The following is a 23,607-nucleotide window of genomic DNA, read 5'->3' as shown; positions in this document are numbered from 1 at the left end:
TTCAGCTGCCGGCGATGAGGGCGTTCAGCGCCAGCCGCAGCTCGGCGACGCGCGCGTCCAGATCCGCCAGCGCCGCGGCGTCCTGGCCGCCGCGCAGCCGGGCGACGCCGTCCTCGACCCGGGTCATCCGGTCGTCGAGCGACTTGAGGATCTGCTCGCCGCCGCCGGGCGTGCCGTCCTCGTCGTCGTCCAGCGCCTGCCGCAGCAGCGCGGCCTGCCGCCGGAGTTGGAGCGTGCGGCGGTGCAGATCGACGAAGATCGACACTTTGGCGCGCAGCAGCCAGGGGTCGAACGGCTTGGTCAGGTAGTCGACCGCGCCCGCCGCGTACCCCTGGTACGCCTGCTCGCCGGCCTCGCCCGCCGCGGTCAGGAAGATGATCGGGATGTCCCGGGTCCGGGGCCGGCTCTTGATGTGCCCGGCGGTCTCGAACCCGTCCATCTCGGGCATCACCACGTCGAGCAGGATCAGCGCGAACTCGTCGTTCAGCAGCTCCTTGAGCGCCGCCCGGCCGGAGGAGACGGAGACCACCTCGACCGGGAGCGCGTCGAGGACGGCCGCGAGCGCCACGAGGTTCTCCTCGCGGTCGTCCACGGCCAGGATCTTCGTGGCGTGCGGCACCGGCTCCTCCGCGCTTCGGTCAAGCGTTTGTCGTGCGACAACCCTGTCATGCCCGTGCCCGGCGCGACCAGGGAACGGCGCCGAATCAGCGCCGAATCAGCACAGAGTGCCGCCGTCAGGACAGCCATCCGGGCTTCACCAGGCCGGATTCGTACGCGAACACCACCAGCTGGGCGCGGTCGCGGGCGCCGAGCTTGACCATCGTCCGGCTCACATGGGTCTTGGCGGTCGCCGGGCTCACCACCAGCCGGGCCGCGATCTCCTCGTTGGTCAGCCCCTCGCCGACCAGCGTCATCACCTCGCGCTCGCGCTCGGTGAGGGCGTTGAGGCGGGGCGACGGCGCGGGCTCCTTGGCCCGGGTGGCGAACTCGGCGATCAGCCGCCGGGTCACGCTCGGCGACAGCAGCGCGTCGCCGGCCGCGACCGCCCGCACGGCGTGGATCAGCTCGACCGGCTCGGTGTCCTTGACCAGGAACCCGCCCGCCCCGCCGCGCAGCGCCTCGAACACGTACTCGTCCAGCTCGAACGTGGTGAGGATGACGATCCGGACGCCGTCCAGCCGCTCGTCGGAGGCGATCCGGCGGGTGGCCTCCAGGCCGTCCAGGCCGGGCATCCGGATGTCCATCAGGATCACGTCGGGACGCAGCCGGCGGGCCTGCGCGACGGCCTCCTCGCCGTCGCCCGCCTCGCCCACCACCTCGATGTCGGCCTGGGCGTCCAGGAGCGCCCGGAACCCCGCGCGGACCAGGACCTGGTCGTCGGCCAGCAGGACCTTGATCATTCCGTGTCTCCCTCGCCCGCGGGCTCCGCGCCGGCGGGCCCCTCGGTGGCCGGCAGCGTCGCGCTCACCCGGAACCCGCCGCCCGGCCGCGGCCCGGCCTCGAACGTGCCGCCGAGCGCCGCGGCGCGCTCCCGCATGCCGTTGATCCCGCTGCCGCCCGGATGGTCGTCCAGCAGCGACACGCCGTGGCCGTCGTCCTCGACCCGGACGGCGACCTCCCGCTCACCGTAGGCGATCCGGAGCCGGGCCGTCACCGGTCCCGGACCCGCGTGCCGGGTGATGTTCGTGAGCGACTCCTGGACGATCCGGAACGCGGCCAGGTCGGTGCCGGCGGGCAGCGGCCGCCGCTCGCCGACGATCTCCGACTCCACCCGCAGGCCCGCCGACCGGGCCCGGCCGAGCAGCTCGTCCAGCCGGTCCAGGCCGGCGGTGGGGGAGCGCGGCGCGCTCTCGCCCTGCGAGCGCAGCACCCCGATCACCGACCGCATCTCGGTGAGCGCCTCCTTGCTGGCCTCCTTGATCGCGGCCAGCGCGGTGCGCGCCTGGTTCGGGTCGTCGTCGATCAGGTGCAGCGCCACCCCGGCCTGCACGTTGATCATCGAGATGTTGTGCGCCAGCACGTCGTGCAGCTCGCGGGCCATCAGCAGCCGCTCCTCGCTGGCCTGGCGGCGCTCCTCCTCGGCCCGGGTGCGGGCCGCCGCCGCGGCCCGCATCGTGCGCATCCTGATCAGCTCCCCGCTGATCAGCGCGATCAGCACCCACGCGAGCGCGAACGCCGCGCCGCCCACCGACGGCTCCTCCACCGGGAAGGGGGTGCCCGCGCGGCCGCGCTCCTCGAACGGCACGCCGATCGCGGTGGTCAGCGCGAAGTACCCGACGAGCGCGGTGCCCGCCCCCACCCAGGCGGCCGGCCGGTGCCCGGCGACCACGGCGCCCACCAGCGCGACCGCCACCGCCAGCAGGCCCGGCCCGTACGTGTAGGCGCGCAGCAGGTAGACCAGCGTGACCGCGCCCACCGCCGCCAGCGTGAACACCGGGTGCCGTCGGCGCAGCAGCAGCAGCGCCGGGCCGCCTGCCAGCAGCGCGAACCCCAGCGGGTCGAGCGGCGTGCTGGTGTACCCGGGGTCGCTCTGCCAGGGGCCGTGCGTCTCCCCCCACGGCGGCCCGCTGCCGCCGTGCCCGCCGCGGCGCTCCCCGCTCTGCGCGCCCAGCGAACCGACGACCTGGACGAACGCGAGGAGCGCCGGCACCATCCAGGCGGGCCACGTGCTCGGCAGCGGCAGGTGGGGCCGTACCTGCGCGCCCGGCGGGGAACTGGTCATGCGTGCAAGTTAGGTCACCGGGCCCGGCGGCGGCGTCGGTCCGGGGGAGTGACCGGGCCTACTCCCGCGGAGGTACGGGAGGTCGCGGCGGTAATCGCCGGTCGGAGGCCGGGCATGGCGCGTTCACCCGCTCCAGCGGACGGGCAGGCGCTCGAAGCCGTTCCGGGTGGCGGACCGCAGGCGGACGGGCTCGCCCGCCTGGACGAGGCGCCCGGGGCGTTCCAGGACGGCGGTGAGCAGCGCGCGCAGGTGGAGCCGGGCGAGCATGGCCCCCAGGCAGGCGTGCGGGCCGTGGCCGAGGGCGAGGTGCGGGCGCGCCCGGCCGCCGGGCCTGAAGCGGTCCGGGACGAACCGGTGCGGCTCCGGGAACGCGGCCCCGTCGTGGCCGGCCGCCGTGAGCCACAGCGACACCCGCTCCCCGGCCAGCAGCGGGACGCCGCCCAGGTCCGTCGGGCGCCGTACGGCACGGCGCGCGCACATGACCGGCGTCCACCAGCGCAGCATCTCCTCCACGGCGGCGTCGAGCAGGACGCCGTCGGCGCGGGCGGCCCGCAGGCGCGCGTACTGCTCGGGGGCGCGCAGCAGCGCGTACAGGCCGCCCGCGAGCGTGTTCCGGACGGTCTCGGGGAGCTCCGCGGCGATCTCGGCGAAGTCGGCGGGGGCGTCGCCGGTGATCGCGGCCAGCAGGGCGCGCGCCGGCGGCTCCATGTCGACCATCGCGGCGGACGGCAGCGGCGGGCCCGCCGCCGTCCCGTGCGGACCGGCGGCGGGGTCGGGGGCGAACAGCTCCGGATGGGCGAGCGCGTACCGGACGTCGGCGTACCGCAGCACCACCCACGAGCCCGGCCCGCCCGCACCGCGCTCGTCCAGCCAAGTCACCGGGGTGCGGGCGCGCAGCCGGTCCAGCAGGTCGTACGGGACGCCGCGGGCGTAGGTGTCCGGGCAGGCCAACGCCTCCGCCCCGGCGACCGGCCGGGCGCCTCGCCGCTGAGGCATGGGCTCCCTCCGTTCCCCTGCTTCCCCCCGCTTCCCCCCGCTTCAGCCGGCGAGCCATTCCCCGGTCTCGACGCTCACCAGCCCGTGCCGGGCCGCCTCGATGACCGCCTCCCGCTGCGAGTGCACCCCCAGCTTGCTCAGCACGCTCTGGACGTGGCTGCGGGCGGTGCTGCGGGTCACGCCCATCGCCTTGGCGAGCGCCTGGGTGGACTCGCCGCGCGCCAGCCGGGTCAGCACCTCGCGCTCGCGCGGCGTGAGGAACCGCGCGACCTGCCCCGCCCGGCCGTGCGCCCGGTCGCCGCCGCGCCGGGCGGCCCGGTCGGCGACGATCTCGCCGGCCTCGACCCGGCGCAGCACCGCCAGGACGTCGCCGGCCTGCTGGCCCTTGTGCGCGAAGCCGTGCACCCCCGCCGCGAGGCCCGCGTCCAGGACCCGCTGCTCCAGGAAGCCGGTCAGCACCACGAACCGCGCCTCCGGGGCCGCGGCGCGCAGCCGCGGCATCCAGTCCAGCGCGGTGCCCGCCGGGAACCGCAGGTCGATCAGGCACACGTCCGGCGGGTCGGCGCGCAGCAGCGGCAGCGCCTCCGCCGGCGAGTACGCCACCCCCACGACGGCGTGCCCGGCGTCCGCCAGCACCAGCGACAGCGAGTCGGCGAACACCGCGTGGTCGTCGCACACGAGGACCTTCATGGGCGGGTCCTCATGGATGCGGCCGCCAATCGTCGGCGGAGACGGCGGCCGGGACGGCCTCGGCGGGCGGGGCGGACGGCAGCAGGATGCGGACCCGGGCGCCGCCCATCGCGCCGGTGCGGATCTCCAGCCCGCCGCCGTACTCGGAGATCAGGTCGTGCACGATGCCGAGCCCGAGCGAGGCCAGCCCGCCCGAGCCGGCGCCGAAGCCGGGACCGTCGTCGTCGACCTGCACGGTGACCCGGCCGCGGTCGGCGGTGACCTGGACGTCCACCCGGCCGGCCGCGACCCGGCAGGCGTTGTCGAGCACGTTGCGCAGCGCGCGCCACAGCGCCACCGGGTCCATGTGCGCCCACGCCTCGCCACCGGCGAAGCGGACCTCGTGCGGGGTGGCCAGCCGCATGCCGGTGACGACCTCGGCGGTGAGGCAGTCCACCCGGATGCGCTCGGGCACGGGCAGCGCGTGCTCGTGCCCGCGCTCGCCCGGGCCGTCACCGTCGAGCCGGCGCAGCAGGTGGTCGAGCCAGCGGGTCTCGCCGAGCAGCTGCTCGATCCGCTCGCGGCTGGTGGCGCCGACGTCGTCGGCGACCGCGACGGCCGAGGCGAGCATGATGATCGTGCCGAGTTCGTGCCGGATGTCGTGCCGCAGCCGGCGCCGCCACAGGTTCGGGTCGCCGGTCTCCGCGGCGGCTCCGGTGCGGTCGGGCGCGGCCTGGTCGAGGCCGTGGGCCGCGGGATGGGCGGGCATGTCGAACGGAGATGACCGAGACTGCCCGTTGTTCATGGAGGGACCCCCGTCCGGTAATACCAGCACCGTGACGACGGTCACTCGCGAACGTACTCTTGTCCAGGTTGTCGACCGCGACAGACCGGTCACTGACCGGAAGTGGACATGCCTATCCGGCGGCGTAAACCGGGGCCTTTGCCGGTACGTCCCTATCGGCGGCGCTAACCGGATTCTCGGCCACCGGTCGCCATTTCTTTCATGCTCTCGGCGTAGCCGCCTTGCGCATTCCGGTGAGTGTGATCGGGGACGCGGGGAGGGATCGTCGGAGCATGCCTGCGATCACCTTTGTCGGACATGCCGGAGTGGCGGTACGCGCGGGCGCGTTCCGCCTGCTCGCGGATCCCCGGCTCGCCACGTCGGGGGCCTTCCTCGGGGCCTGGCACCAGTACCCGAGGAACGATCATCTCGATCCCGGCGCGCTGGCGGACGCCGGCTGGGTCGCCCTATCGCACGAGCACCTGGATCATTTCGATCCCTGGTTCATCGAGCGGCTCTCCGCGCGGACCCGTATCCTCATTCCTCGCTATCCCGGGCCCGCGTTCAGAGAACGGACGGCGCGGGCCGCCGGCTCCCGCCAGGTAATCGAGATAGCGGCGTGGGAGAAATTCGCACTCGACAATCGCGGCTCCTGGCCGACCGTCATTCCGGAGCTCTCGCCGATGTGCCATGACGCGGCATTTCTCATCGTCGCGGACGGGCGCTCGGTACTGCACTGCAACGACGCCCGGCTCACCGCCGCGCCGGAGCTGGCGGTCCCGTTAGCCGGGCCGCCCCTCTACCGCGACCCGGACGTCCACAACGACCATCTCGTCGGGCTGCTCAAGCACGCGAACGCCCCGGCGCGGCGGGCGGTGGAGGCGTACGAGACGGGCCGCGACGAGTCCGAGCGGATCATCGTGGTGCCGGGCGGCCGCACCTACGACATCCCGCGCTACTGCCCGCACGCGGTGAGTGCGTGAACGCCCGCTGCGTCAACCTCGGCGGCCGGCCGGTCCCGTGATCCGCATCGATACCGAATACTGACCGTTATTCCGTACGTACGCAGATAAAGCCGTGCTAGCGTTTTTCAAGGTCATGTGGGGGTTTTGAAGGGGTTCGGGGAGTGCTGGGCAAGAAGAAGATCGGCCTGTGGGCCGCCGGTTTCGTCGTGGTCGTCGTGATGCTGGAGGTGCTGGCGCTCCAGGTCGGCTCGCTCCCCCTGGACATGCCGAACACTCCCGCCCTGGCGGAGAACCCGGCCCGCCCCTGAGAGAACGGTACCTAGCGGACGTTCCGGGCCTTCATGATCGACTGAAGGTCCGGCCGGCCGTCCTGCCCTGAGGCGTCTGGTTCTCCCGCATCGCGGGCTCGGTGTGGCCCGCGCCGATGCCCCAGGGATGGGTCTGCTCCTCGATCATCCGGAACTCGCGAGCACCGTGCTGCGCGACTCGGTGCTCTCCCCGGTCGTCCGGCCGATCGAGCCGCGCGGGATCGGCGAGGCGGCGCCGGCCCGGTCCAGCAGCGGCTGGACGTCGGCCTGAAATGGATTCCGTCCCCCGCATCCCCTGCCGGGGGCTTCGCCCCCTCTTCCCCCGGGGCGGCTAGCCGGGCGGGTTGCGGTCCGGGTCGGGGCGCATGCCTTCGCGCATGGCGAGGGTGATGGCCTCCAGGGCCGAGTGCATGTCCAGCTTGGCCAGCAGGTTCTGGGTGTGGGTGCGGACGGTGTTGGCCGACAGGCCGAGGCGGCCGGCGATCTCCGCGCGGTTGAGGCCGTCCACCATGCACTGGAGGACCTCGCGCTCGCGCGGCGTCAGCTCGGCCAGCAGGCGGCCGCCGCCGCCCGGTTCGGGGGCGCCGGCCCGCAGGCGGCGCAGGACCTCGCCCAGGACGTCGGGGGGCAGCCAGCCGCCGCGGCGGGCGGCGCCGCGGATCACCCGGGCGACCAGGTCGGCGCTCTCGGTCTTGGACAGCCAGCCGATCGCGCCGCGCCGGACCGCGAGGACGATCGCGTCCACGTCGCTCAGCGCCGACAGGATCACCACCCGCACGTCCGGATGCCGCTCGCGCAGCCGGTCGAGCACGTCCAGGCCGTTCTCCGGGCCGAGCGCGACGTCCAGCACCACGACGTGCGGCCGCTCGGTGGCCGCCAGCGCCAGGGCGCGCCGGGCGTCGGCGGCGACCGGCAGGACGACCAGGTCGGGCTCGCGGCCGAGCCGGGCCGACAGGGCCTCGGCGAACAGGGCGTGGTCGTCGACGATCAGGACGCGGATGGGCTGCTGCATGGCTACGACGATGGCCGGTCGGGCGCCGGACCGGATCCTGCAAACGCTGTACGCCGTTTCGGCGCGGGCGCCGGCGGCCCGTCCGGTTCGGCCGGATCGCCGCAGGTGGGGGCGCGGGGAGAGAGCCGTGCGCGGACGCCCGCCGGAGCCGGAAGGTTCACCCCCGTCCGGAGCCGGTCAGCCGCTGAAATGGGCGTCCAGGCGCAGCGCGCTGGGCGCCGCCTGAGGGCTAGTTGCGCGGGGTGAGGGTGATCGGGAACTCCGTCACCCCGCGGACGAAGGCGTTCCGGAGGATCCGCGGGCCCTCGGCGTCGGCGCGCCCGGCGGTGCCGACGCGGGCGACGAACTCCTCGAAGAAGATCTGCAGCTCCAGCCGGGCGAGCGAGGCGCCGAGGCAGAAGTGCGGGCCGAGGCCGAACGCGATGTGGTCGCCGGTACGGCGGGCGACGTCGAACGCGTCCGGGTCGTCGAACACCTCCTCGTCCCGGTTGGCGGAGCCGTACATCAGCAGGACCTGGCCGCCCGCCGGGATCGGCACGCCCCGCACCTCGGTGTCGGCGCTCGCGACCCGGCACATGTTGAGGATCGGCGTCGTCCAGCGCACGAACTCCTCGACCGCGCCCGGGATCAACCCGGGATCCTCGCGGAGCCGCCGCCACTGGTCCGGGTGCGCGATCAGCGCGTCGATCGCGGTGGCGATCACCGTGCGGGTGGTCTCCGCCCCGCCGACCAGCAGCAGGAGCGCCTCGTGGGCGAGGTGCTCGTCGTCGTAGACGGGGTCGTCCGGGCCGGCGTTGGCCCAGATCGACATCAGGTCCTCGGCCGGGCAGGCGCGGCGGTCCTTGGCCACCTCCAGCGCGGCGATGGCGAACTCCGCGGCGGCCTCGGTGGACTCCTGGGTGACGTAGCGCAGCCCGCCGCCCGCGAGCACGGCGGTCGCCGACCAGTGCACGAGCCGGTCCACCTGGTCCTCGGGGAAGCCCAGCAGCCAGCCGATCACGCGGGCCGGCAGGGGCGCGGCCAGGGCCGGGACGGCGTCGACCGTCCCGGCGTCCAGCGCCGTGTCGATGCAGTCGACCGCGGTCGCCCTGATCCGGTCGGCGTACCTCGCGACGCTGCGCGGCGTGAACCACCGGTAGACCATGCGGCGCCGCACCGCGTGCTCCGGATCGTCCATCCCGATCATGGACGGGTCGGCCGGCCGCAGCTGCGGCCGGTAGCCGCCGGAACTCGTCCACAGCTTCGGGTCGCGCTCGATCGCGAAGACGTCCGCGTGCCGCGCGATCCCCCACAGCCCGTTCGCCTCGTCGTGGTAGACGGGCGCCTCGGCCCGCAGCTCGGCGTACACCCGCCAGGGGTCGCCCGCGTACATCTCGCCGTCCAGCAGGTCCACGGTCGTGCGCATCGCCTCACTCCTCCGTGCTGACACCTCTGAGCGCGTCGGCGCCGAACATCGGCTCGAACGCGGCCCGGAAATCGGGCCCGCGGCGCAGATGGTGGCCGCCGTCCACGTTGATGACCTGGCCGGTGATCCAGGACGACTCGGGCCCCACCAGGAACCGCGCCGCCTCGGCGATGTCCTCCGGCTCGCCGACCCGTTCCAGCGGCATGCACGCCAGGTAGTCGTCCAGGACCGGGCCCGGCTCGGTGAACCCGGCGACCAGCTCGGTGCGCACCAGGCCGGGGCGGATCCCGTTCACCCGGATCCCGATCCCGCCCAGCTCGTCGGCGGCCAGCTTCACCAGGTGGTCGACCGCCGCCTTGGACACCCCGTACGCGCCGAACCAGCGGTGCGTGTTGGACGAGGCGATCGACGAGATCGCCACGAACGCGCCGCCGCCGGTACGGGACATGTGCCGCACCGCGTGCTTGAGGGTGAGCATGGTGCCGGTCGCGTTCAGGTCCATCGTGTCCCGCCAGGCGGCGGTGTCGAGCTGGGGGACCGGGCCGATCGAGCTGGTGCCGCCGGCGGAGTGGACCACGGCGCGCAGCGGCCCGGCCCCGGCGGCGGTACGGAGCGCCGCGGCGATCTGCTCCTCGTCGGTGACGTCCGCCACCGCCCACCCGCAGCCGATCTCCTTGGCGGCGGCCTCCAGCCGCTCGGCCGTACGGCCGCAGATGGTCACGGCGGCGCCGTCGGCCGCCAGCCGCCGGGCGCAGGCCAGGCCGATCCCGCTGCCGCCGCCGGTGACCAGCGCGGACGTGCCTTCGAGCGTCATTCGGGGCTCCAGAGTGGTTCGGGGGTCTCGAATCCGGCCGGGGCGCCCCACGCGTTGCGGTGGGTGACCTCGTGCGCGGGGCGGCGGGCGGCCACGCCCCACCGGCCGGTGGGGTAGCCGAAGGAGACGCAACAGGCCATGGTCCAGTGCTCGTCCTTGGGGACGCCGAGGATGTCGTACGTCTCGTCCGGGTGGAAGAAGCCCAGGACGGAGGTGAGGGAGCTGCCGACGCCCTCGGCCCGCGCGGCCAGCTGCGCGCTCCAGACGGCGGGGAAGATCGAGCCGCCGTTCGGGTCGAACCGGGTGAAGGCGAAGAGGAACAGCGGTACTTCCTCGAAGTGGTCGGCGAGCCACTGCGCCGACCGCTGGACGCGCAGCATCTGGGCGCTGCCCGGGTCGTCGGGGTCGGCGTTGGCGGCGTCCAGCCGGTCCTTGTAGACGGTCTTCCAGAGCTGGTCGATGGAGTCGCGGTAGAGCGGCCCGATCCGGCCCTTCACCTCGGGGTCGTCCACCAGCAGGAACCGCCAGTCCTGGGCGTTCCCGCCGCTGGGCGCCCGCACGGCGGCGTCCATGATGCGGCGCTGGACCTCCAGCGGCACCGGGTCGGGGCGGACCCGGCGCATCGCGCGGGTGGTGTAGAGGGCCTCGTGCAGGTCCATCGGCGGCTCCGATCGGAGACTGGTGTCTAGACTAACGTCACGAACCAAGCAAGCGATAGGGCGAAGAATGATCTACCCGATGCATCCTCGCCCGCGGGCGGCGGGCCGGACAAGACCCCGCGCGCCCGCACGCCCGAGCCCGGCGCGCGAGGGGAACGGATGTGCGAGAAGATGGCGTCCGTCACCCGATCGGTCACCCCCGAAGGAGGCGCGTTGAGCGGCGATGCGCGGTTCACCGTGACCCGGACGCTGAGCAAGGAGCAGCAGGCCCGCCGGGAACGGCTGGTCGAGGCCGCCCGGCTGCTGGCGCTGGAGGGCGGCTACCCGGCCGTGACCATGCACGACGTGGCCGACCGCGCGGGTGTGGCGAGGGCCACGGTCTACCGCTACTTCGCCACCAAGGACCACCTGATCACCGAGGTGGCGGGCGCCTGGGTGCACCAGGTCACCGACGACGTCGAGGCCCTCGCGGTCGGCGACACCCCGATCGAGCGGCTCACCGCGCTGCTGGAGCGGATCATCCGGGTCGGGGCCGAGGAGATCCCGCTCACGTCGGCGATCGTCCAGGCCGTGACGTCCGAGGACTCGTCGGTCGAGGACGACCGGCTGGTGCTGTTCATGACCCTCCGCGACCGGCTGGCCGCCGCGATCGGCGACCCGGTGCCGGAGCGGGACCAGGTCGAGATCGTGATCGGCCATGTGCTGCTGGCCGCCCTGGTCAGCCTGACCTCGCTGCGGACCCCGGTGGACGAGGTCGTCGCCATGGTGACCACCGCCGGGCGGCTCGTCCTGGCCGGCGCCATCGCGGGCTCGGGCCCGGCCGCCGCGGGCGCGAGCGCCGGCGCCGAGCCCGCCGCCGCGACCTGACGCGCCGCTTTCCCGGGCGCGCGGGTGTGAGGCGGGTCTCAGAGCGTTCGTGACCCGGCCTTGGTGTGGCCTTTGTCGCTGGACCGGCGCCGAAGGCGCAGGTGAGGCGGGTGAAGCGGGCCTGGTGCCGCCGATTGGGCCGCTCGCCGACGCTACTTCCGGGCCGCCGGGCGGCGCACCGGGAGCGGGGCCCCTTCGGCCCGTACGGGGACCCGTTCGGCGAGGGTGCGGGCCAGCCGCAGGCCCCCGGCCACGCAGAGCGCGAGGGCCAGTACGGCCAGCCCCGCGAGGCCCAGCAGAGTGATCGCCAACAACCCCAGATCCGGCAGCATCGCCGCGTTCCCTCCCGGTGCGTACGGGTCGATCCGACACGAGAGTCCGAATCGTTCCCCGATGTCGGGAAGAGATGCGGGGGTCATGTGGTTTTGAACCTGTGTCCGCGTGCTTTGCACCGGATTTGCCACGAGCTAGAAGTTTGATACCTTCTGACCACCTCTGGGCGATGCACCCCATGCGTCGCCATTGGTAGGCGGGCCGAGCCGACCGGGCCGGATCCCGCCGACCGCGGTCGCGTGTGCGGACCATAGAACCCGCGCGAACCGTCCATCCATCTGATCGCAGTGCCGGTGGCCCCTGACGGCCGCCGGACCGCCGAGTCCGTTCCGCGCCGAAGACGGCGCCTGGAGCCGGGGACCCAACCATCTGGGGTGAATCGGTGCGCCTCCGCGCGCACCGTAGGGCGACTTCCACGTCCGAATCCGACAGCTAACCCGGTAGGCGGCCATGGAAGAAATCAGGAGACCCCTGCTGTGTCGTTCCGTATCTCTCCCGCTCTGCTCGCCGACCTTCGTGACCGCGCGAGCGAGCTGACCACCCAGACCCTCGCCCTGCGCGGCCGGGCCGCGGCCGGTGTGGCCGGCGGCGCCGCCCTGGGCGTGCTCGCCCTCGGCTCGGCCGTCGGCGCGGCCGCCTCCACCGGCGCCGCGGGCACCGAGGTCCAGACCGTCGCCGGCGTCGCCGGCGTCGGCAAGGGCGGCCACACCGCCGTCCAGCCCGAGCAGGTGAGCAGCCAGGCTCGGAAGGCCACCGGGACCGTCGCCGGCAAGGCCGCCGACGCCCAGAAGAAGGCCGGCTCGGCCAAGAAGGCCACCGCCAACGCCGGGTCCGCCACCGCCCGGGACGTGATCGCCCTCGCCAAGAAGCAGGTCGGGATCACCGAGGGCAAGGGCGGCCAGACCAAGTTCCACGACTGGTACGTGGGCACCGACAACGCCAAGCTGACCGCCGCGCGCGACGGCGGCAACGTCTCCAGCTACAACGGCGCCTCCTGGTGCAACATGTTCGTGTCCTGGGTCGGCGCGCAGACCGGCGTCAAGAACATGGGCTGGGACGCCTACACCGTCGAGCACGCCAAGTGGTTCAAGAAGACCGGCCGCTGGGGCCAGGAGGCCAAGCCCGGCTCCGTGGTGTTCTTCTCCTGGAACGGCGGCGGCATCAACTCGATCGAGCACGTCGGCCTGGTCGTCAAGGACAACGGCGACGGCACCGTCGACACCGTCGAGGGCAACACCGGCAACGCCGTGAAGGAGAAGACGCGGCAGAAGTCGCAGATCGTCGGCTACGGCTACCCCGACTACCGGAAGAGCTGAGCCTCTCCGGCAACCGAGCCGCTCCGGAAACGCTGAGCCACTCCGGAAAACCCCTGGTCCGAGGGCGTCCGCACCTGGTGCGGGCGCCCTCGGCGCGTTCACCGGCCGCCCGAGCTTTCCGGGACAGAACGCGAGAATCCGTGAATATTGACGTCCGCTTGATCCCGAGTCGACCCGGTGATGGACCTGGCTGGAAATCACTGTCCCGGAGCGTGCGAAAGGGGATGGGATGCGGGTCCGGCCGGACGTCAGTGTCGTCGTGATCGCCTACAACGACGCCGGACGGCTGCCGCGCGCCGTCCGCTCGGCCCTCGGCCAGACGCTCGGCGGCGTCGAGGTGGTGATCGTCGACGACGCCAGCACCGACGGGACGGGCGAGGCCGCCGACCGGTTCGCGGCGGCGCACCCGGGCCGGGTCCGGGCCGTCCACCTGCCGGAGAACTCCGGCGGCTGCGGCCGCCCCCGCAACACCGGCGTGGAGCTGGCCCGCGGGGACCGGGTGATGTTCCTCGACAGCGACGACGTCCTGGACCGGCACGCCTGCCTCACCATGGTCGCCGCCGCCGAGGAGACCGGCGCCGACCTGGTCTCGGGCCTGTGCGTCCGCTCCCACCTGGGCCCGAAGGCCCGCGAGACGCCCTGGTACCCGCGGCTCTACCGGCGCCGGGCCGTCCACGACTCCGTCCTGGACCATCCCGACCTGCTCTACGACACGCTCTCGACCAACAAGTGCTACCGGCGGGACTTCCTGCTGGACCGCGGGCTCCGCTTCGTCGAGGACCTGCACTACGAGGACCTGCTGTTCTCGGCCGAGGCGTACCTGGCCGCGGACCGGATCGCGGTCGTCCCGCACCGCGTCTACACCTGGTACGTGGAGGCGCGCGCCGACCGGCCGTCGATCTCCAACCGCCGCCGGGAGCTGCGCAACCTCGCCGACCGGCTGGAGGTCCACCGCCGCATCGACCGGGTGTTCCGGGCGCACGGGGCGGCGGACCTCAAGGCGGCCAAGGACGCCAAGTTCGTCAACCACGACCTGCTCCTCTACCTCTACGACCTGCGATCCCGCGACGAGGACTACCGGCGGCGGTTCCTGGAGCTGGCCCGGCCGTACGTCGCCGACCTGGACCCGGGGGCACTGGCGGCCTCCAACCGGCTGCCCGCCATCGCCGCGTACATGGTCGGCCGCGGCGATCTTGAGGGCGCGATCGCCGCCGCCGAGTTCGCCCGCAAGAAGATCCCGGAGCTGCGCGCCGAGCTGGTGGAGCGGGAGGGCCGCGTCTACTGGGGGGAGCGGCACCTGCGGGACGGCCAGGGCCGGGAGATCCTCGACGTCACCGCGCTCGGCATCCACGCCCGCCCGCTGACCGAGCTGCGGCCCGCGACCACCGCGGTCGCGCTGCGCCGCGCCGGCCGCCGCGCGCGGCTGTCCGGCCTGGTCGCCAACCCGCTCGGCCGGATCCCCGCCGGCGCCCGGCTGCGCGGCGAGGTGGAGCTGCGGGACCGGCGGCATCCCCGCCGGACCGTGCGGTTCCCGGCGGAGTTCGCGCATCGCGGCGACACGATCGAGTGGCGGGCCGCGCTCGACACCGCCCGCCGGGTCCGGCCGGTCGGGCTCGTCGACCCGCTGTGGGACGCCCGGCTGATCATGCGGGTGGACGGCGACCGGCTCGTCCTGCGGATCGGCGTGGAGGGCGGGCACGCGGGAGCGGGAGTGGGCTCGGGGGTGACGGGCGTGCGGCTGCCGGTGCGGCCGCGGCTCACCCGGCTCGCCGGCACCCGGCTGAGGTCGTACGAGACGGAGGGCGGCAACCTGTCGTTCGTCCTGGAGGGCGGCGGGCTGCTTACCGTCCCGTTCAAGGCGGCGGTCCGCGCCCTGCGCCACAGCACCGCCTTCCGGCGGGCCTGGCAGGGCCTGCGCCGTACGGAACGGTCCGCGCGCTCGCTGAAGGCGGCGCTGCGGCGCCGGCTCACCGCCGGCAAGACCAAGGTCGCCGTCTTCAACCGGGTCCTGTCCAGGCTCCCCGTCCGCAAGGGCACGGCCGTCTTCGAGAGCCATCTGGGCAAGCAGTACTCGGACAACCCCAAGTACATCTACCGGGAGCTGCGGCGTTCCGGCGTCCCCGTGCGTGCCTACTGGTCGTACGCGGAGAGTCCCGAGGGCTTTCCGAAGGACGCGTCCCTCGTACGGCGCGGCTCGTGGGCCTACTACCGGGCGCTCGCACGGGCGGAGTTCTGGATCGACAACCAGGGCTTCCCGGACGGGCTGCGCAAGAGGAAGGGGACGACGTACGTCCAGACCTGGCACGGTTCGGCGTACAAGCTGATGGGGTTCGACCAGCCGGCGCTGAAGAGCGCCACGCGCGCGGAGCAGCAGCGGTTCCGGCGGGCGGTGGAGCGGTACGACTGCTTCCTCGTCCGGTCCGCGCACGACGAGCGGACGCTGGTGCCCGGCCTGGGGGTGGCCGCCGAGCTGCTCCCGGCCGGCTACCCGCGCAACGACCCGCTGGTGCGGGGGCCCGATGGCGATCCGGAGCTGGCCCGCGAGCTGGCGGACCTGCGCCGCGAGCTGGGGCTGGACGACGGGCGCGCGGTCGTCCTGTACGCGCCGACGTTCCGGGGCGGGCCGGGCGGGCGGCCGGTGGCGCGGGCGGGGCTGCCGTTCGACGCGGCCCGGTTCGCGGCCGAGCTGGGCGGCGCGCAGATCATGCTGGTGCGGCCGCACTACCTGTGCCGGACCGTGCTGCCGCGCGGGCTGCGGCATGCGGTCCGGGCGGCGGGCCACATCGCCGACGTCACGCCGCTGCTGCTGCTCGCGGACGCGCTGGTCACGGACTACTCGTCGGTGATGTTCGACTACGCGCTGCTGGACCGCCCGATGATCTTCTATACGCCGGAACCGGAGCCCGGCCCCGCGCCCGGCGGCCGGGAGAGCGCGGGCGGCTACTTCGACCTGGCCGCGCAGGCGCCCGGCCCCGTCGTCAAGGACGAGGACGCCCTGTTCGGCGCGCTGGGCGACCTGGACGCCGTCCGGGACGACTACGCCGACGCGCGGCACGCCTTCGCCGACCGCTACGGGGAGCACGACCAGGGCAGCGCGGCCGCGGTGGTCGTCGACCGGTTCTTCGGAAGGGGGGCGCGCCGTGGCTGACGCTCGCGGCAGGGGACGGGACGTCTTCATCGTGTGCAACAACGTGGAGGAGCTGGGCGGCGTCCAGCAGTGGGCGCACGGCCTGGCCCGGCTGATGGCGGGGCGCGGCCACCGGGTGACCCTCGTCGGCATCAGGAGAGCTCCGGTGGCGCACGATTTCGGGAGTCCGTACGGGGGGACGCGCCCGTACCGGGTGGCGCACCTGCATGAGACCTGGACGCTGCCCGCCTTGCCGTGGCGGCCCCGCACGCTCCGCGCGCGCGCCGGTGTCCGGGCGCGGCTGAGAGACGGCAGGCGCACGGCGGCCGTACAGCGCGGTGCGGAAAGGCTCTCGGAGCTGTTCGCCGGGGCCCGGCCCGGCGGCGTGGTGATCGTCGCCCAGGTCTGGGCGATGGAGTGGGTGAGCCTCGCCCGCACCCGCGGCCTGCGCGTGGTGGGGATGTGCCACGAGTCGTACCAGGCCAGCCGCCGCTCGTCCCGCCACGCCCGGGTCAAGGAGCTGTACGCGGGGGTCGACCGGATGCTCGCGCTGACCGCCGAGGACGCCGACGCGTGGGCGCGCGACGGGATGTCCAACGCCGACCACATGCCCAACGCGCTGCACGTCCTGCCCGCGCTGGACTCCGGTTCCGTGCCCGCCGAGCGGGAGCCGGTGGTCGCCTGCGTGGGCCGGCTGGCGCACGAGAAGGGCGTCGACCTGGCGATCGAGGCGTGGGCGGAGGTCGCGGAACGCCGTCCGGAGTGGCGGCTGCGGCTGTACGGGACGGGCCCGCGCGAGGACGGCCTGCGCGCGCAGGCCGCCCGCCTCGGCGTCGCCGGCTCGGTGGAGTTCGCCGGGGTGACCGCCGACGTGCCGGGGGCGCTGCGCCGGGCGTCGGTCTTCGCGCTGCCGTCCCGGCAGGAGGGCCTGCCGATGGCGCTGCTGGAGGCGATGGCGGCGGGGCTGCCGGCGGTGGCGTTCGACTGCGCGCCCGGCGTCCGCGAGCTGGTCGACGACGGCCGGAACGGGCTGCTGGTCCGGGCGGGCGACACGGCCGCGTTCGCCGCCGAGCTGGACCGGCTGATCGGCGATCCGGCGCTGCGCGGGCGGCTGGGCGCGGCGGCGCCGGACGCGGTGCGCCGGTTCGATCCGGAGGCGGTGCTGGACCGCTGGGAGTGGCTGTTCGGCCTGCTCCACCGCGGCCTGCCGCCGCTGACCGTGGTGCCGCCGCCGGTGCCGCGCGGCGCGGGCGCCCCGGCGCTCGGGATGGACCCCGTTCGCGAGGACCGATTGGACCTGTGAAACGGGGGTCCGCGGTCCTACGTTCGAGACCATGACCCACCCGTTCCTCTTCCTGCTGACGGCGGCGACGCTGATCGCGATCCCGGGACCGAACCACCTCTACATCACGGCCCGCGGCATGGCCGAGGGGCGGCGGGCCGGGATCGCGTCCGCGCTGGGCGTCGAGACCGGCACCCTGGTGCACGTGGCCGCCGCCGCGGCCGGGCTGTCGGCGGTGGTGGCGGCCTCGGCGGCCGCGTTCTCGACGCTGCGGTACGCGGGCGCCGCGTACCTGGTCTACCTGGCGATCCGCACGCTGCGGTCGCGCGGCGGCGAGGACGGCGACGGCACCGCGCCCGCGCCGCGCCCGCTGCGCCGCGTCTACCTGGACGGCCTGCTGATCAACCTGCTGAACCCCAAGGTGATCCTGCTCTTCCTGGCGTTCCTGCCGCAGTTCGTCGACCAGAGCGCGGGCGCCGTCCCCGCGCAGATCGTGGCGCTGGGGCTGGCCGCCGCGCTCATCGGCCTGGTCAGCGACCTGCTGTACGCGGTCGCGGCGGGCGCGATCGGCGCGCGGCTGCGCCGCCAGGGCGGCCGGTTCCGGCGCGCCGGGCGGTACGCGACCGGCGCCGTCTACCTCGGCCTGGGCGCGGTCGCGGCGTTCGGAGCGCCCGGTAAAGTCACCGGCGCCGCCCGCTGACCCGCGCTGTCAGGGCCGTTCCCGCGGGTGCGGCGGCCTTGTCATCCAGATGACAAGGGGACCGGTTTATTGCGCGGCCCGGTGCGCAGCCTTCCCGATCACGCGGAGGTAACTTCCCGTTGCGCCCCTGGTTCCCGTGGGGGCGGGAGGTGAACGTGACCACGTCGCTAGAGGAACGCTCCCCGCTGAAGCCCTGGGACGGAGTCCCGTGCGAGCTCTCCGACCTCATGCGGCCCCACCTCGACGCGCTGGCCGAGGAGATGATCCAGGAGATCCTGTCCGGCGTCCCCGAGTACTCCCGGCCGCAGGACGAGGAGTACTCCCGGCTGGTGCGGCTGGCCGTGGAGGGCGCGCTCCGGCAGTTCGTCGACCTCATCATGGACCCGGCGAGCTCCTGGGAACCGGTCGCGGCCGTCTACCGCGAGATCGGCTGGGCCGAGGCCCGCGAGGGGCGCAGCCTGGACGTGCTGCAGACCTCGCTGCGGCTGGGCGCCCGGGTCGCCTGGCGGCGGCTGGCGGCCGAGTCCGAGAGCCTCAACCTCTCCCGCCAGGCGCTGGCCAGCATCGCCGAGGCGATCTTCGCGTTCCTGGACGAGATCGCCCGCGCCGCCGCCGAGGGCTACACCAAGGCGCGGGCGCAGGAGGCCGGCGAGCTGGAGCACCGCCGCCGCCGGCTGCTGGACCTGCTGCTGGCCGAGCCGCCCGCCGCCGCGCAGGCGATCGCCGACCTGGCCCGGCTGGCGCAGTGGCGGGTGCCGCGCACGGTGGCGGCCGTGGTGCTGTACGAGCGGGCCCGGCAGCCGTTCTCCCACCCGTCGCTGCCGCCCGACGTCCTCGCCGACGTGAACCGCCGCGAGCCGTGCCTGCTCGTTCCGGATCCGGAGGGGCCCGGCCGGGGCCGGATGCTGGAGTCGGCGCTGCGCGACTGGGTCGCGGCGCTGGGGCCGACCGTGCGGACCTGCGACGCGGCCAAGTCGCTGCGCTGGGCCCGGCAGGCGCTGCCGCTGGCGCGGCGCGGCATCCTGCCCGCCGACCGGGTGATCCGGTGCGCCGACCACATGCCCGAGCTGGTGGTGTTCAAGGACGAGGAACTGGTGCGCGCCGTCGCGGACCTGCGGCTGGCGCCGCTCAAGGCCGTCCGGCCCCGGCACCGCGAGCGGCTCATGCGGACGCTGCTGTCCTGCCTGCAGAACGGCTTCAACGCCACCGAGGTCGCCAACCGCCTCCACGTGCACCCGCAGACCGTCCGGTACCGGCTGCACCAGTTGGAGGAGCTGTTCGGGCCGCGGCTGTACGACCCCGAGTCGCGGCTGGAGATGGAGATGGTGCTGACCGTCTGGCTCACCGTCCCGGAGGGCGGGGACACCGGCGACGACGGCCCCGAACACGGCGAGCGCGCCGGGCGCGGCGGGCGCGCGGAAGGGGTGCGGCGCGGCGCCGCACCCCTTGCGGCCGGTCAGTAGCGGGCCGTCCCGGCCCCGGTCACGTCTCGGCGGGACGGCGGGTCGCCGGCACCCGCGGATCGACGGTGCGCGGCGGCCGCCGGGTCATCGGCACGTACGGCCGGGAAGCGCTCCGCTCGGCGAAGAACGACGCGCGCAGCTCGTGCACGACGTCTTCGGCCGGGCGGGACACGATGCCGGCGATCCGGCCCCCGTTCAGGAACATCACGCGGTCCGACAGCGCGGCGGCCTCCGGGGAGTCGGTCACGGCGACGACGGTCGTCCCGAACTCGATGGTGCCGCGGCGCAGCACGGCGAAGGTGTCCGCGGTCATCGCCCCGCCGCCGTCGGTCTCGTCGGCCAGCAGGACGCTCGGGTCCGGCAGCAGCGCGGCGGCGCACATGGTCAGGTGCCGCCGGTCCGGCGGCAGCGCGCCCACCGGCGTGCCGAGGTCGTCGATCAGCCCGAGCACCTCGGTGACCCGCTCGATCCGGTCGGCGTCCTCGGAGCGGCCGGCGAGGGCGGCGGCCCATTCGAGGTTCTCCCGCACCGAGCGGTCCGGGAACGGGCGGGCGTGGGAGAGCACGAACCCGACGTCGCCGCGGCGGATCTGCCGGATCTGCTGGGGGAGCCAGGGCCGCGCGTCGCCGCGTCCGACGTAGACGCGGCCGGCGCTGGGCGGCTCGTGCCCGGCGAGGCACGCCAGCAGGGTGCTCTTGCCGGATCCGGGCGGCCCCATGAGGGCGCACAGCTCGCCGGCCCGGAAGGCGACGTTCACGTTGTCGAGGACGGGCTCGGCCCGCGGGTCGAAGACCTTGGTCAGCCCGGTCGTGTAGGCGGCCACCAGGCACTCGTCGGCGCGCTGCCGGAACGTTCGCTTACGCGTCCTTCGCGGGTGGGTGATGCGCGGCATCGTCATGCAGTTCCCCCGAATTCATCGTGCATGAGGAGGTACGTCCTCTTTGCGGCTATCGACCAGACTGGTCGACGGTTCGAATCGGGGGCGTAACCGCTGTCAAGATCTTGCTTAAAGAACGCCGTTCGGGGCTGCGGCCAGGGTGCCCGGAGACGCGAAAAGCGCCCGCCGGAGCGGGCGCTCTCGCAGGTCGCGGCGGATCGCGGCGGGGCCGGCCGGCGGCGGATCAGTGGTCGGGGGAGCGGGCCCCGTGCGTCCCGTTCCCGGTTCCCTGCGCGGCCCGTGCCGGCACCGGGACGAGCAGCGCGAGCGACAGCACGGCCAGCGCCAGCACGGCGGTCGGCCGGATCGGCTCCAGGCCGTTCCAGGCCGCGTCGGCGTAGGCCGCGGCGGAGCCGCCGGCGGCGCCGATCCCGATCGCGAACGCGAGCACCCCGGCGGTGCAGCCGGCCAGCGCGGTCGCCTGCCGGCTCCGCCAGCGCCGCTGGTCGCGCCGGAAGTACAGGCCGCGGGACCCCGACCACAGCAGGAGCAGCCCGGCCAGCGCCGCGCCGGTGAGGGCCAGCGGCCGCAGCAGCAGGTCCAGGTCCGCGCCGCTCACGCCGTCGGCGGGCAGCACGTGCGCGTTCTGTGCGTTCTGGAGGCTCTGCGCGGTCTGCGTGCTCTGGGCCGCGTTCTCGCCCGCCGTGGTGACCATCTCGGGCGGCGGGCCCAGCAGCCCGGCCACGCCCTGGACGGCGACGGCCGCGTAGAACAGCCCGGCCGCGACGACCAGGGCGCTGGCGAGCGTGCGGGCGGCCGTGAGCGCGGCCCGCCCGGCCCGCGGCGCGGGCGGCGCGGCGGGCGGACGGCCGGGCGCGGTGCCGCCGGGAGGGGGCCGGCGGGCCACCGTGCGCCGCGCGCCGGTGCAGTGGTGCAGGATGCTCACTCTTCGTCCCCCCGAACGATCTTCCGGACGACCGCGTAGAGACCACGATGCCCGGCCCGGCCCGCGGGAAAACCCTAGAAAAGATCAAGGCGGTGGGGCCGGTCGGGCCGGGAAACCGCAGGTAGAGGCCCGGTAAAGTCCTCCATCAAGTGATTGACGGAGGGGTGCGGGCGGATCTACGGTGAGCGCATGGACGGCAGCGAATCGGGCCGCGACCGGATCGTCGAGGCGGCCACCCGGCTGTTCGCGGCGCTCGGGTACGACGGCACCTCCACCCGCATGATCGCCGACGCCGCCGGGCTGAACATCGCCACCGTCGCCTACCACGCCGGCGGCAAGCGCGACCTCTACCTGGCCGTCATGGAGCGCGCCCACGAGGCCGAGAGGGCCGCGCTGGAGAGTGCCATCGCGGACTTCACCCCGGATCCCGCCGGCATCCGGATGCTGATCGACCGCTACCTCGACTTCTGCGTCGACAACCCCGACGTCCCCGCCCTGTGGATGCACCGCTGGCTGTCGGACGCCGCCGACGTCGCCCACCTGGAGAGCCGCTACGTCAAGCCGCTGATCGCCCACATCTGCGAGACCGTGCGGGAGGCGGCCCGCGCCGACGTGGACGTGGAGTACGCGGTCATGACGGTCATCTGGGCCACCCACGGCTTCTGCCGCGGCGGGGTCCTCGACGTCGACGGCGAGCGCACCGGCATCGGCAACGCCAAAGAGGTCGCGCGCTTCCGCGCCCACCTGCAGCGCATGGTCGCCCGCCTCTTCGGCCTCCCCGAATGAACGCGCCCGGAACGCCCCGAACGCCCGCCCGGCCACCGCGCGGACCGACCCCCTAAGGAAGCCCGCCCATGCCATCAGAACCGCCCACCCCTCCCCGCGAACCGACCGGCCCTCCCCGCTCGCCCCTCCCCGAGCACGGGCGCCCGGCGGACGAGATCCTGGCCGAACTGGAGCGGCTCACCGCGGCCGACCTCCCCGTGCGCGGCGGCCAGGTCACCGCGTACGTCTACGACACCGGCCGCGCCGAGATCCACGACCTGGCGTCCCGCGCGTACCTGGAGATGCTGGAGGTCAACGGGCTGGACCCGACCGCGTTCCCGAGCATCGTGGCGCTGGAGCGGCAGGTCCTGGACGCGGTCGCGGGCCGGCTCGGCGGCGGCACCGGGATCTTCACCAGCGGCGGCACGGAGTCGATCATGCTGGCCGTCAAGGCGGCCCGGGACACCGCCGCGGCCGCGGGCGGCGGGGACGCCGCCGCGGGACGGCCCGAGATCGTCGTGCCGAACACCGCGCATCCGGCGTTCCACAAGGCCGCCCACTACCTGGGCATGGACGTCGTCACCGTCCCCGCCGACGCCGCCACGTTCCGCGCCGACCCGGCCGCGACGGCCGCCGCGATGACGCCCCGCACCGTCCTGGTGGTCGCCTCCGCGCCCTCGTACCCGCACGGCGTCATCGACCCGGTCGCCGACATCGCCTCGCTGGCGGCCGAAGCGGGCGTCATGTGCCACGTGGACGCGTGCGTGGGCGGCTGGATGCTCCCCTGGCTGCGGGAGAGCGGCCGGGACGTCCCGCCGTTCGACCTGTCCGTACCCGGGGTCACGTCCCTGTCGTGCGACCTGCACAAGTACGGCTACGCCCCCAAGGGCGCGTCGGTCGTGCTGTTCCGGGACGAGCGGGTCCGGCGCCGCGCCTACTTCGCGTCCGCCGAGTGGCCCGGCTACACGGTCATCAACTCCACCGTCCAGAGCAGCAAGAGCGCCGGGCCGCTGGGAGCCGCGTGGGCCACCATGATGGCGATCGGCGCGCAGGGCTACCGCGACCTCGCGGCCGGCGCGATGCGGGCCGCCGAGCGGCTCGTCGCCGGCGTGGCCGGCATCCCCGGCCTGCGCGTCCTGGGCACTCCGGACGCGCCCCTGGTGGCGGTGGCGTCCGACGACCCCGCGCTGGACGTGTTCGTGCTCGCGGACGAGGCACGCGCGCGCGGCTGGTTCTTCCAGCCGCAGCTCTCCTACCAGGGCATCCCGGCCAACGTGCACTTCACGCTGACCGGCGTCAGCCTCGCGGGCGTGGAGGCGCTCCTGGAGACGCTGGCGGAATCCGCCAAGGCTGCCCGGGACGCCGGCCCGCCCGACGTCCCCGCCGAGCTGACCGACGCCCTCTCCTCCCTCGACCTGGACGCCCTGGACGACGAGGGCTTCGCGGGCCTCCTCGGCTCCGTCGGCGTCGGCCTCGGCAGCGGCGGGCAGCCCGAGATGGCCGTCGTCAACGCCATCCTGAACGCGCTCCCGCCCGCCACGAGGGAGGAGCTCCTGGTCCGCTTCCTCTCCGCGCTGTACTCAGGCCACGTCTAGAA

Annotated in this window: 24 protein-coding genes and 1 riboswitch; of the genes, 11 read left to right on the top strand and 13 right to left on the bottom strand. The window is 74.4% G+C overall.

Annotation, left to right across the window (positions count from 1 at the left end; translation table 11 throughout):
- Position 1 precedes the first annotated feature (1 nt).
- The 6 genes from ACA361_RS03855 to ACA361_RS03830 all read right to left on the bottom strand — a co-directional run bounded on the left by ACA361_RS03855 (position 2) and on the right by ACA361_RS03830 (position 5,156).
- Positions 2-619, bottom strand: a complete 618-nt coding sequence (locus tag ACA361_RS03855) for a two-component system response regulator (RefSeq protein ID WP_375010376.1) — start codon at positions 617-619, stop codon at positions 2-4.
- A gap of 115 nt (positions 620-734) precedes the next feature.
- Entirely contained in the window at positions 735-1,400 is a 666-nt protein-coding gene (locus ACA361_RS03850) for a response regulator (protein ID WP_375010375.1), read from the bottom strand.
- Positions 1,397-2,722: a sensor histidine kinase gene (locus ACA361_RS03845; RefSeq protein ID WP_375010374.1), complete on the bottom strand. Its 1,326-nt coding sequence runs from the start codon at positions 2,720-2,722 to the stop codon at positions 1,397-1,399. Before ACA361_RS03845 ends, ACA361_RS03850 begins: the two co-directional genes overlap by 4 nt.
- A 123-nt stretch (positions 2,723-2,845) precedes the next feature.
- A complete protein-coding gene (locus ACA361_RS03840; RefSeq protein WP_375010373.1) occupies positions 2,846-3,718 on the bottom strand; it encodes a cytochrome P450 in 873 nt (290 codons plus the stop codon).
- A gap of 42 nt (positions 3,719-3,760) precedes the next feature.
- Positions 3,761-4,408 (bottom strand): response regulator, encoded by a 648-nt coding sequence (locus ACA361_RS03835; RefSeq protein ID WP_375010372.1) that lies wholly within the window; start codon positions 4,406-4,408, stop codon positions 3,761-3,763.
- A gap of 10 nt (positions 4,409-4,418) precedes the next feature.
- Positions 4,419-5,156 carry an ATP-binding protein gene (locus ACA361_RS03830; protein WP_375010371.1) on the bottom strand — a complete coding sequence of 246 codons (738 nt, stop codon included), beginning with the start codon at positions 5,154-5,156 and terminating at the stop codon, positions 4,419-4,421.
- A 308-nt stretch (positions 5,157-5,464) separates the two neighbouring features.
- On the opposite strand from ACA361_RS03830, the gene ACA361_RS03825 reads away from it, so the two are divergent.
- The 3 genes from ACA361_RS03825 to ACA361_RS03815 all read left to right on the top strand — a co-directional run bounded on the left by ACA361_RS03825 (position 5,465) and on the right by ACA361_RS03815 (position 6,715).
- A complete protein-coding gene (locus tag ACA361_RS03825; RefSeq protein WP_375010370.1) occupies positions 5,465-6,154 on the top strand; it encodes an MBL fold metallo-hydrolase in 690 nt (229 codons plus the stop codon).
- 143 nt (positions 6,155-6,297) lie between these two features.
- Positions 6,298-6,444: a hypothetical protein gene (locus ACA361_RS03820; RefSeq protein ID WP_375010369.1), complete on the top strand. Its 147-nt coding sequence runs from the start codon at positions 6,298-6,300 to the stop codon at positions 6,442-6,444.
- Positions 6,445-6,571: 127 nt separating this feature from the next.
- Complete coding sequence (locus ACA361_RS03815) at positions 6,572-6,715, top strand: hypothetical protein (RefSeq protein WP_375010368.1); 144 nt, start codon at positions 6,572-6,574, stop codon at positions 6,713-6,715.
- A gap of 60 nt (positions 6,716-6,775) precedes the next feature.
- Here ACA361_RS03815 and ACA361_RS03810 read toward each other — a convergent pair whose 3' ends face one another.
- The 4 genes from ACA361_RS03810 to ACA361_RS03795 all read right to left on the bottom strand — a co-directional run bounded on the left by ACA361_RS03810 (position 6,776) and on the right by ACA361_RS03795 (position 10,334).
- Entirely contained in the window at positions 6,776-7,456 is a 681-nt protein-coding gene (locus ACA361_RS03810; protein WP_375010367.1) for a response regulator transcription factor, read from the bottom strand.
- Positions 7,457-7,685: 229 nt separating this feature from the next.
- Complete coding sequence (locus ACA361_RS03805; RefSeq protein ID WP_375010366.1) at positions 7,686-8,861, bottom strand: cytochrome P450; 1,176 nt, start codon at positions 8,859-8,861, stop codon at positions 7,686-7,688.
- A gap of 4 nt (positions 8,862-8,865) precedes the next feature.
- A complete protein-coding gene (locus tag ACA361_RS03800) occupies positions 8,866-9,675 on the bottom strand; it encodes an SDR family oxidoreductase (protein WP_375010365.1) in 810 nt (269 codons plus the stop codon).
- Positions 9,672-10,334 (bottom strand): nitroreductase family protein, encoded by a 663-nt coding sequence (locus ACA361_RS03795; protein ID WP_375010364.1) that lies wholly within the window; start codon positions 10,332-10,334, stop codon positions 9,672-9,674. Before ACA361_RS03795 ends, ACA361_RS03800 begins: the two co-directional genes overlap by 4 nt.
- Positions 10,335-10,547: 213 nt before the next feature.
- Here ACA361_RS03795 and ACA361_RS03790 point away from each other — a divergent pair, with 213 nt between their 5' ends.
- On the top strand, positions 10,548-11,201 hold the full coding sequence (locus tag ACA361_RS03790; protein WP_375010363.1) for a TetR/AcrR family transcriptional regulator: 654 nt from the start codon (positions 10,548-10,550) through the stop codon (positions 11,199-11,201).
- 152 nt (positions 11,202-11,353) lie between these two features.
- Here the strand turns inward: ACA361_RS03790 and ACA361_RS03785 are convergent, their stop codons facing one another.
- Positions 11,354-11,533, bottom strand: coding sequence for a hypothetical protein (locus ACA361_RS03785; protein ID WP_375010362.1), 180 nt, complete (start codon positions 11,531-11,533; stop codon positions 11,354-11,356).
- A 323-nt stretch (positions 11,534-11,856) separates the two neighbouring features.
- Positions 11,857-11,996: riboswitch (cyclic di-AMP (ydaO/yuaA leader) on the top strand.
- A gap of 14 nt (positions 11,997-12,010) precedes the next feature.
- Here ACA361_RS03785 and ACA361_RS03780 point away from each other — a divergent pair.
- From ACA361_RS03780 to ACA361_RS03760, 5 genes are all read left to right on the top strand, one after another.
- Entirely contained in the window at positions 12,011-12,850 is an 840-nt protein-coding gene (locus ACA361_RS03780) for a CHAP domain-containing protein (protein ID WP_375010361.1), read from the top strand.
- Positions 12,851-13,079: 229 nt separating this feature from the next.
- Positions 13,080-15,998 carry a CDP-glycerol glycerophosphotransferase family protein gene (locus tag ACA361_RS03775; RefSeq protein ID WP_375010360.1) on the top strand — a complete coding sequence of 973 codons (2,919 nt, stop codon included), beginning with the start codon at positions 13,080-13,082 and terminating at the stop codon, positions 15,996-15,998.
- Positions 15,991-17,280 (top strand): glycosyltransferase, encoded by a 1,290-nt coding sequence (locus tag ACA361_RS03770; protein WP_375010359.1) that lies wholly within the window; start codon positions 15,991-15,993, stop codon positions 17,278-17,280. The genes ACA361_RS03775 and ACA361_RS03770 overlap by 8 nt, the downstream gene beginning before the upstream one ends.
- 31 nt (positions 17,281-17,311) lie before the next feature.
- On the top strand, positions 17,312-17,959 hold the full coding sequence (locus ACA361_RS03765; RefSeq protein ID WP_375010358.1) for a LysE family translocator: 648 nt from the start codon (positions 17,312-17,314) through the stop codon (positions 17,957-17,959).
- Positions 17,960-18,114: 155 nt separating this feature from the next.
- Positions 18,115-19,422, top strand: a complete 1,308-nt coding sequence (locus ACA361_RS03760) for a PucR family transcriptional regulator (protein ID WP_375010357.1) — start codon at positions 18,115-18,117, stop codon at positions 19,420-19,422.
- A 19-nt stretch (positions 19,423-19,441) separates the two neighbouring features.
- On the opposite strand, the gene ACA361_RS03755 is transcribed toward ACA361_RS03760, so the two are convergent.
- Entirely contained in the window at positions 19,442-20,320 is an 879-nt protein-coding gene (locus ACA361_RS03755; RefSeq protein WP_375010356.1) for an ATP-binding cassette domain-containing protein, read from the bottom strand.
- A gap of 223 nt (positions 20,321-20,543) precedes the next feature.
- A complete protein-coding gene (locus ACA361_RS03750) occupies positions 20,544-21,245 on the bottom strand; it encodes a hypothetical protein (RefSeq protein WP_375010355.1) in 702 nt (233 codons plus the stop codon).
- Between the two features lie 189 nt (positions 21,246-21,434).
- On the opposite strand from ACA361_RS03750, the gene ACA361_RS03745 reads away from it, so the two are divergent.
- Together ACA361_RS03745 and ACA361_RS03740 are read left to right on the top strand one after the other, a co-directional pair.
- Entirely contained in the window at positions 21,435-22,031 is a 597-nt protein-coding gene (locus ACA361_RS03745; protein ID WP_375010354.1) for a TetR/AcrR family transcriptional regulator, read from the top strand.
- Between the two features lie 68 nt (positions 22,032-22,099).
- On the top strand, positions 22,100-23,605 hold the full coding sequence (locus ACA361_RS03740; protein WP_375010353.1) for a pyridoxal phosphate-dependent decarboxylase family protein: 1,506 nt from the start codon (positions 22,100-22,102) through the stop codon (positions 23,603-23,605).
- Positions 23,606-23,607 lie beyond the last annotated feature (2 nt).

The sequence above is a fragment of the Actinomadura sp. 21ATH genome (assembly GCF_041951345.1).
Lineage (GTDB): Bacteria > Actinomycetota > Actinomycetes > Streptosporangiales > Streptosporangiaceae > Spirillospora.
Note: the sequence above shows the minus strand (reverse complement) of the source record. Positions and strands in the feature narration are given on the sequence as shown.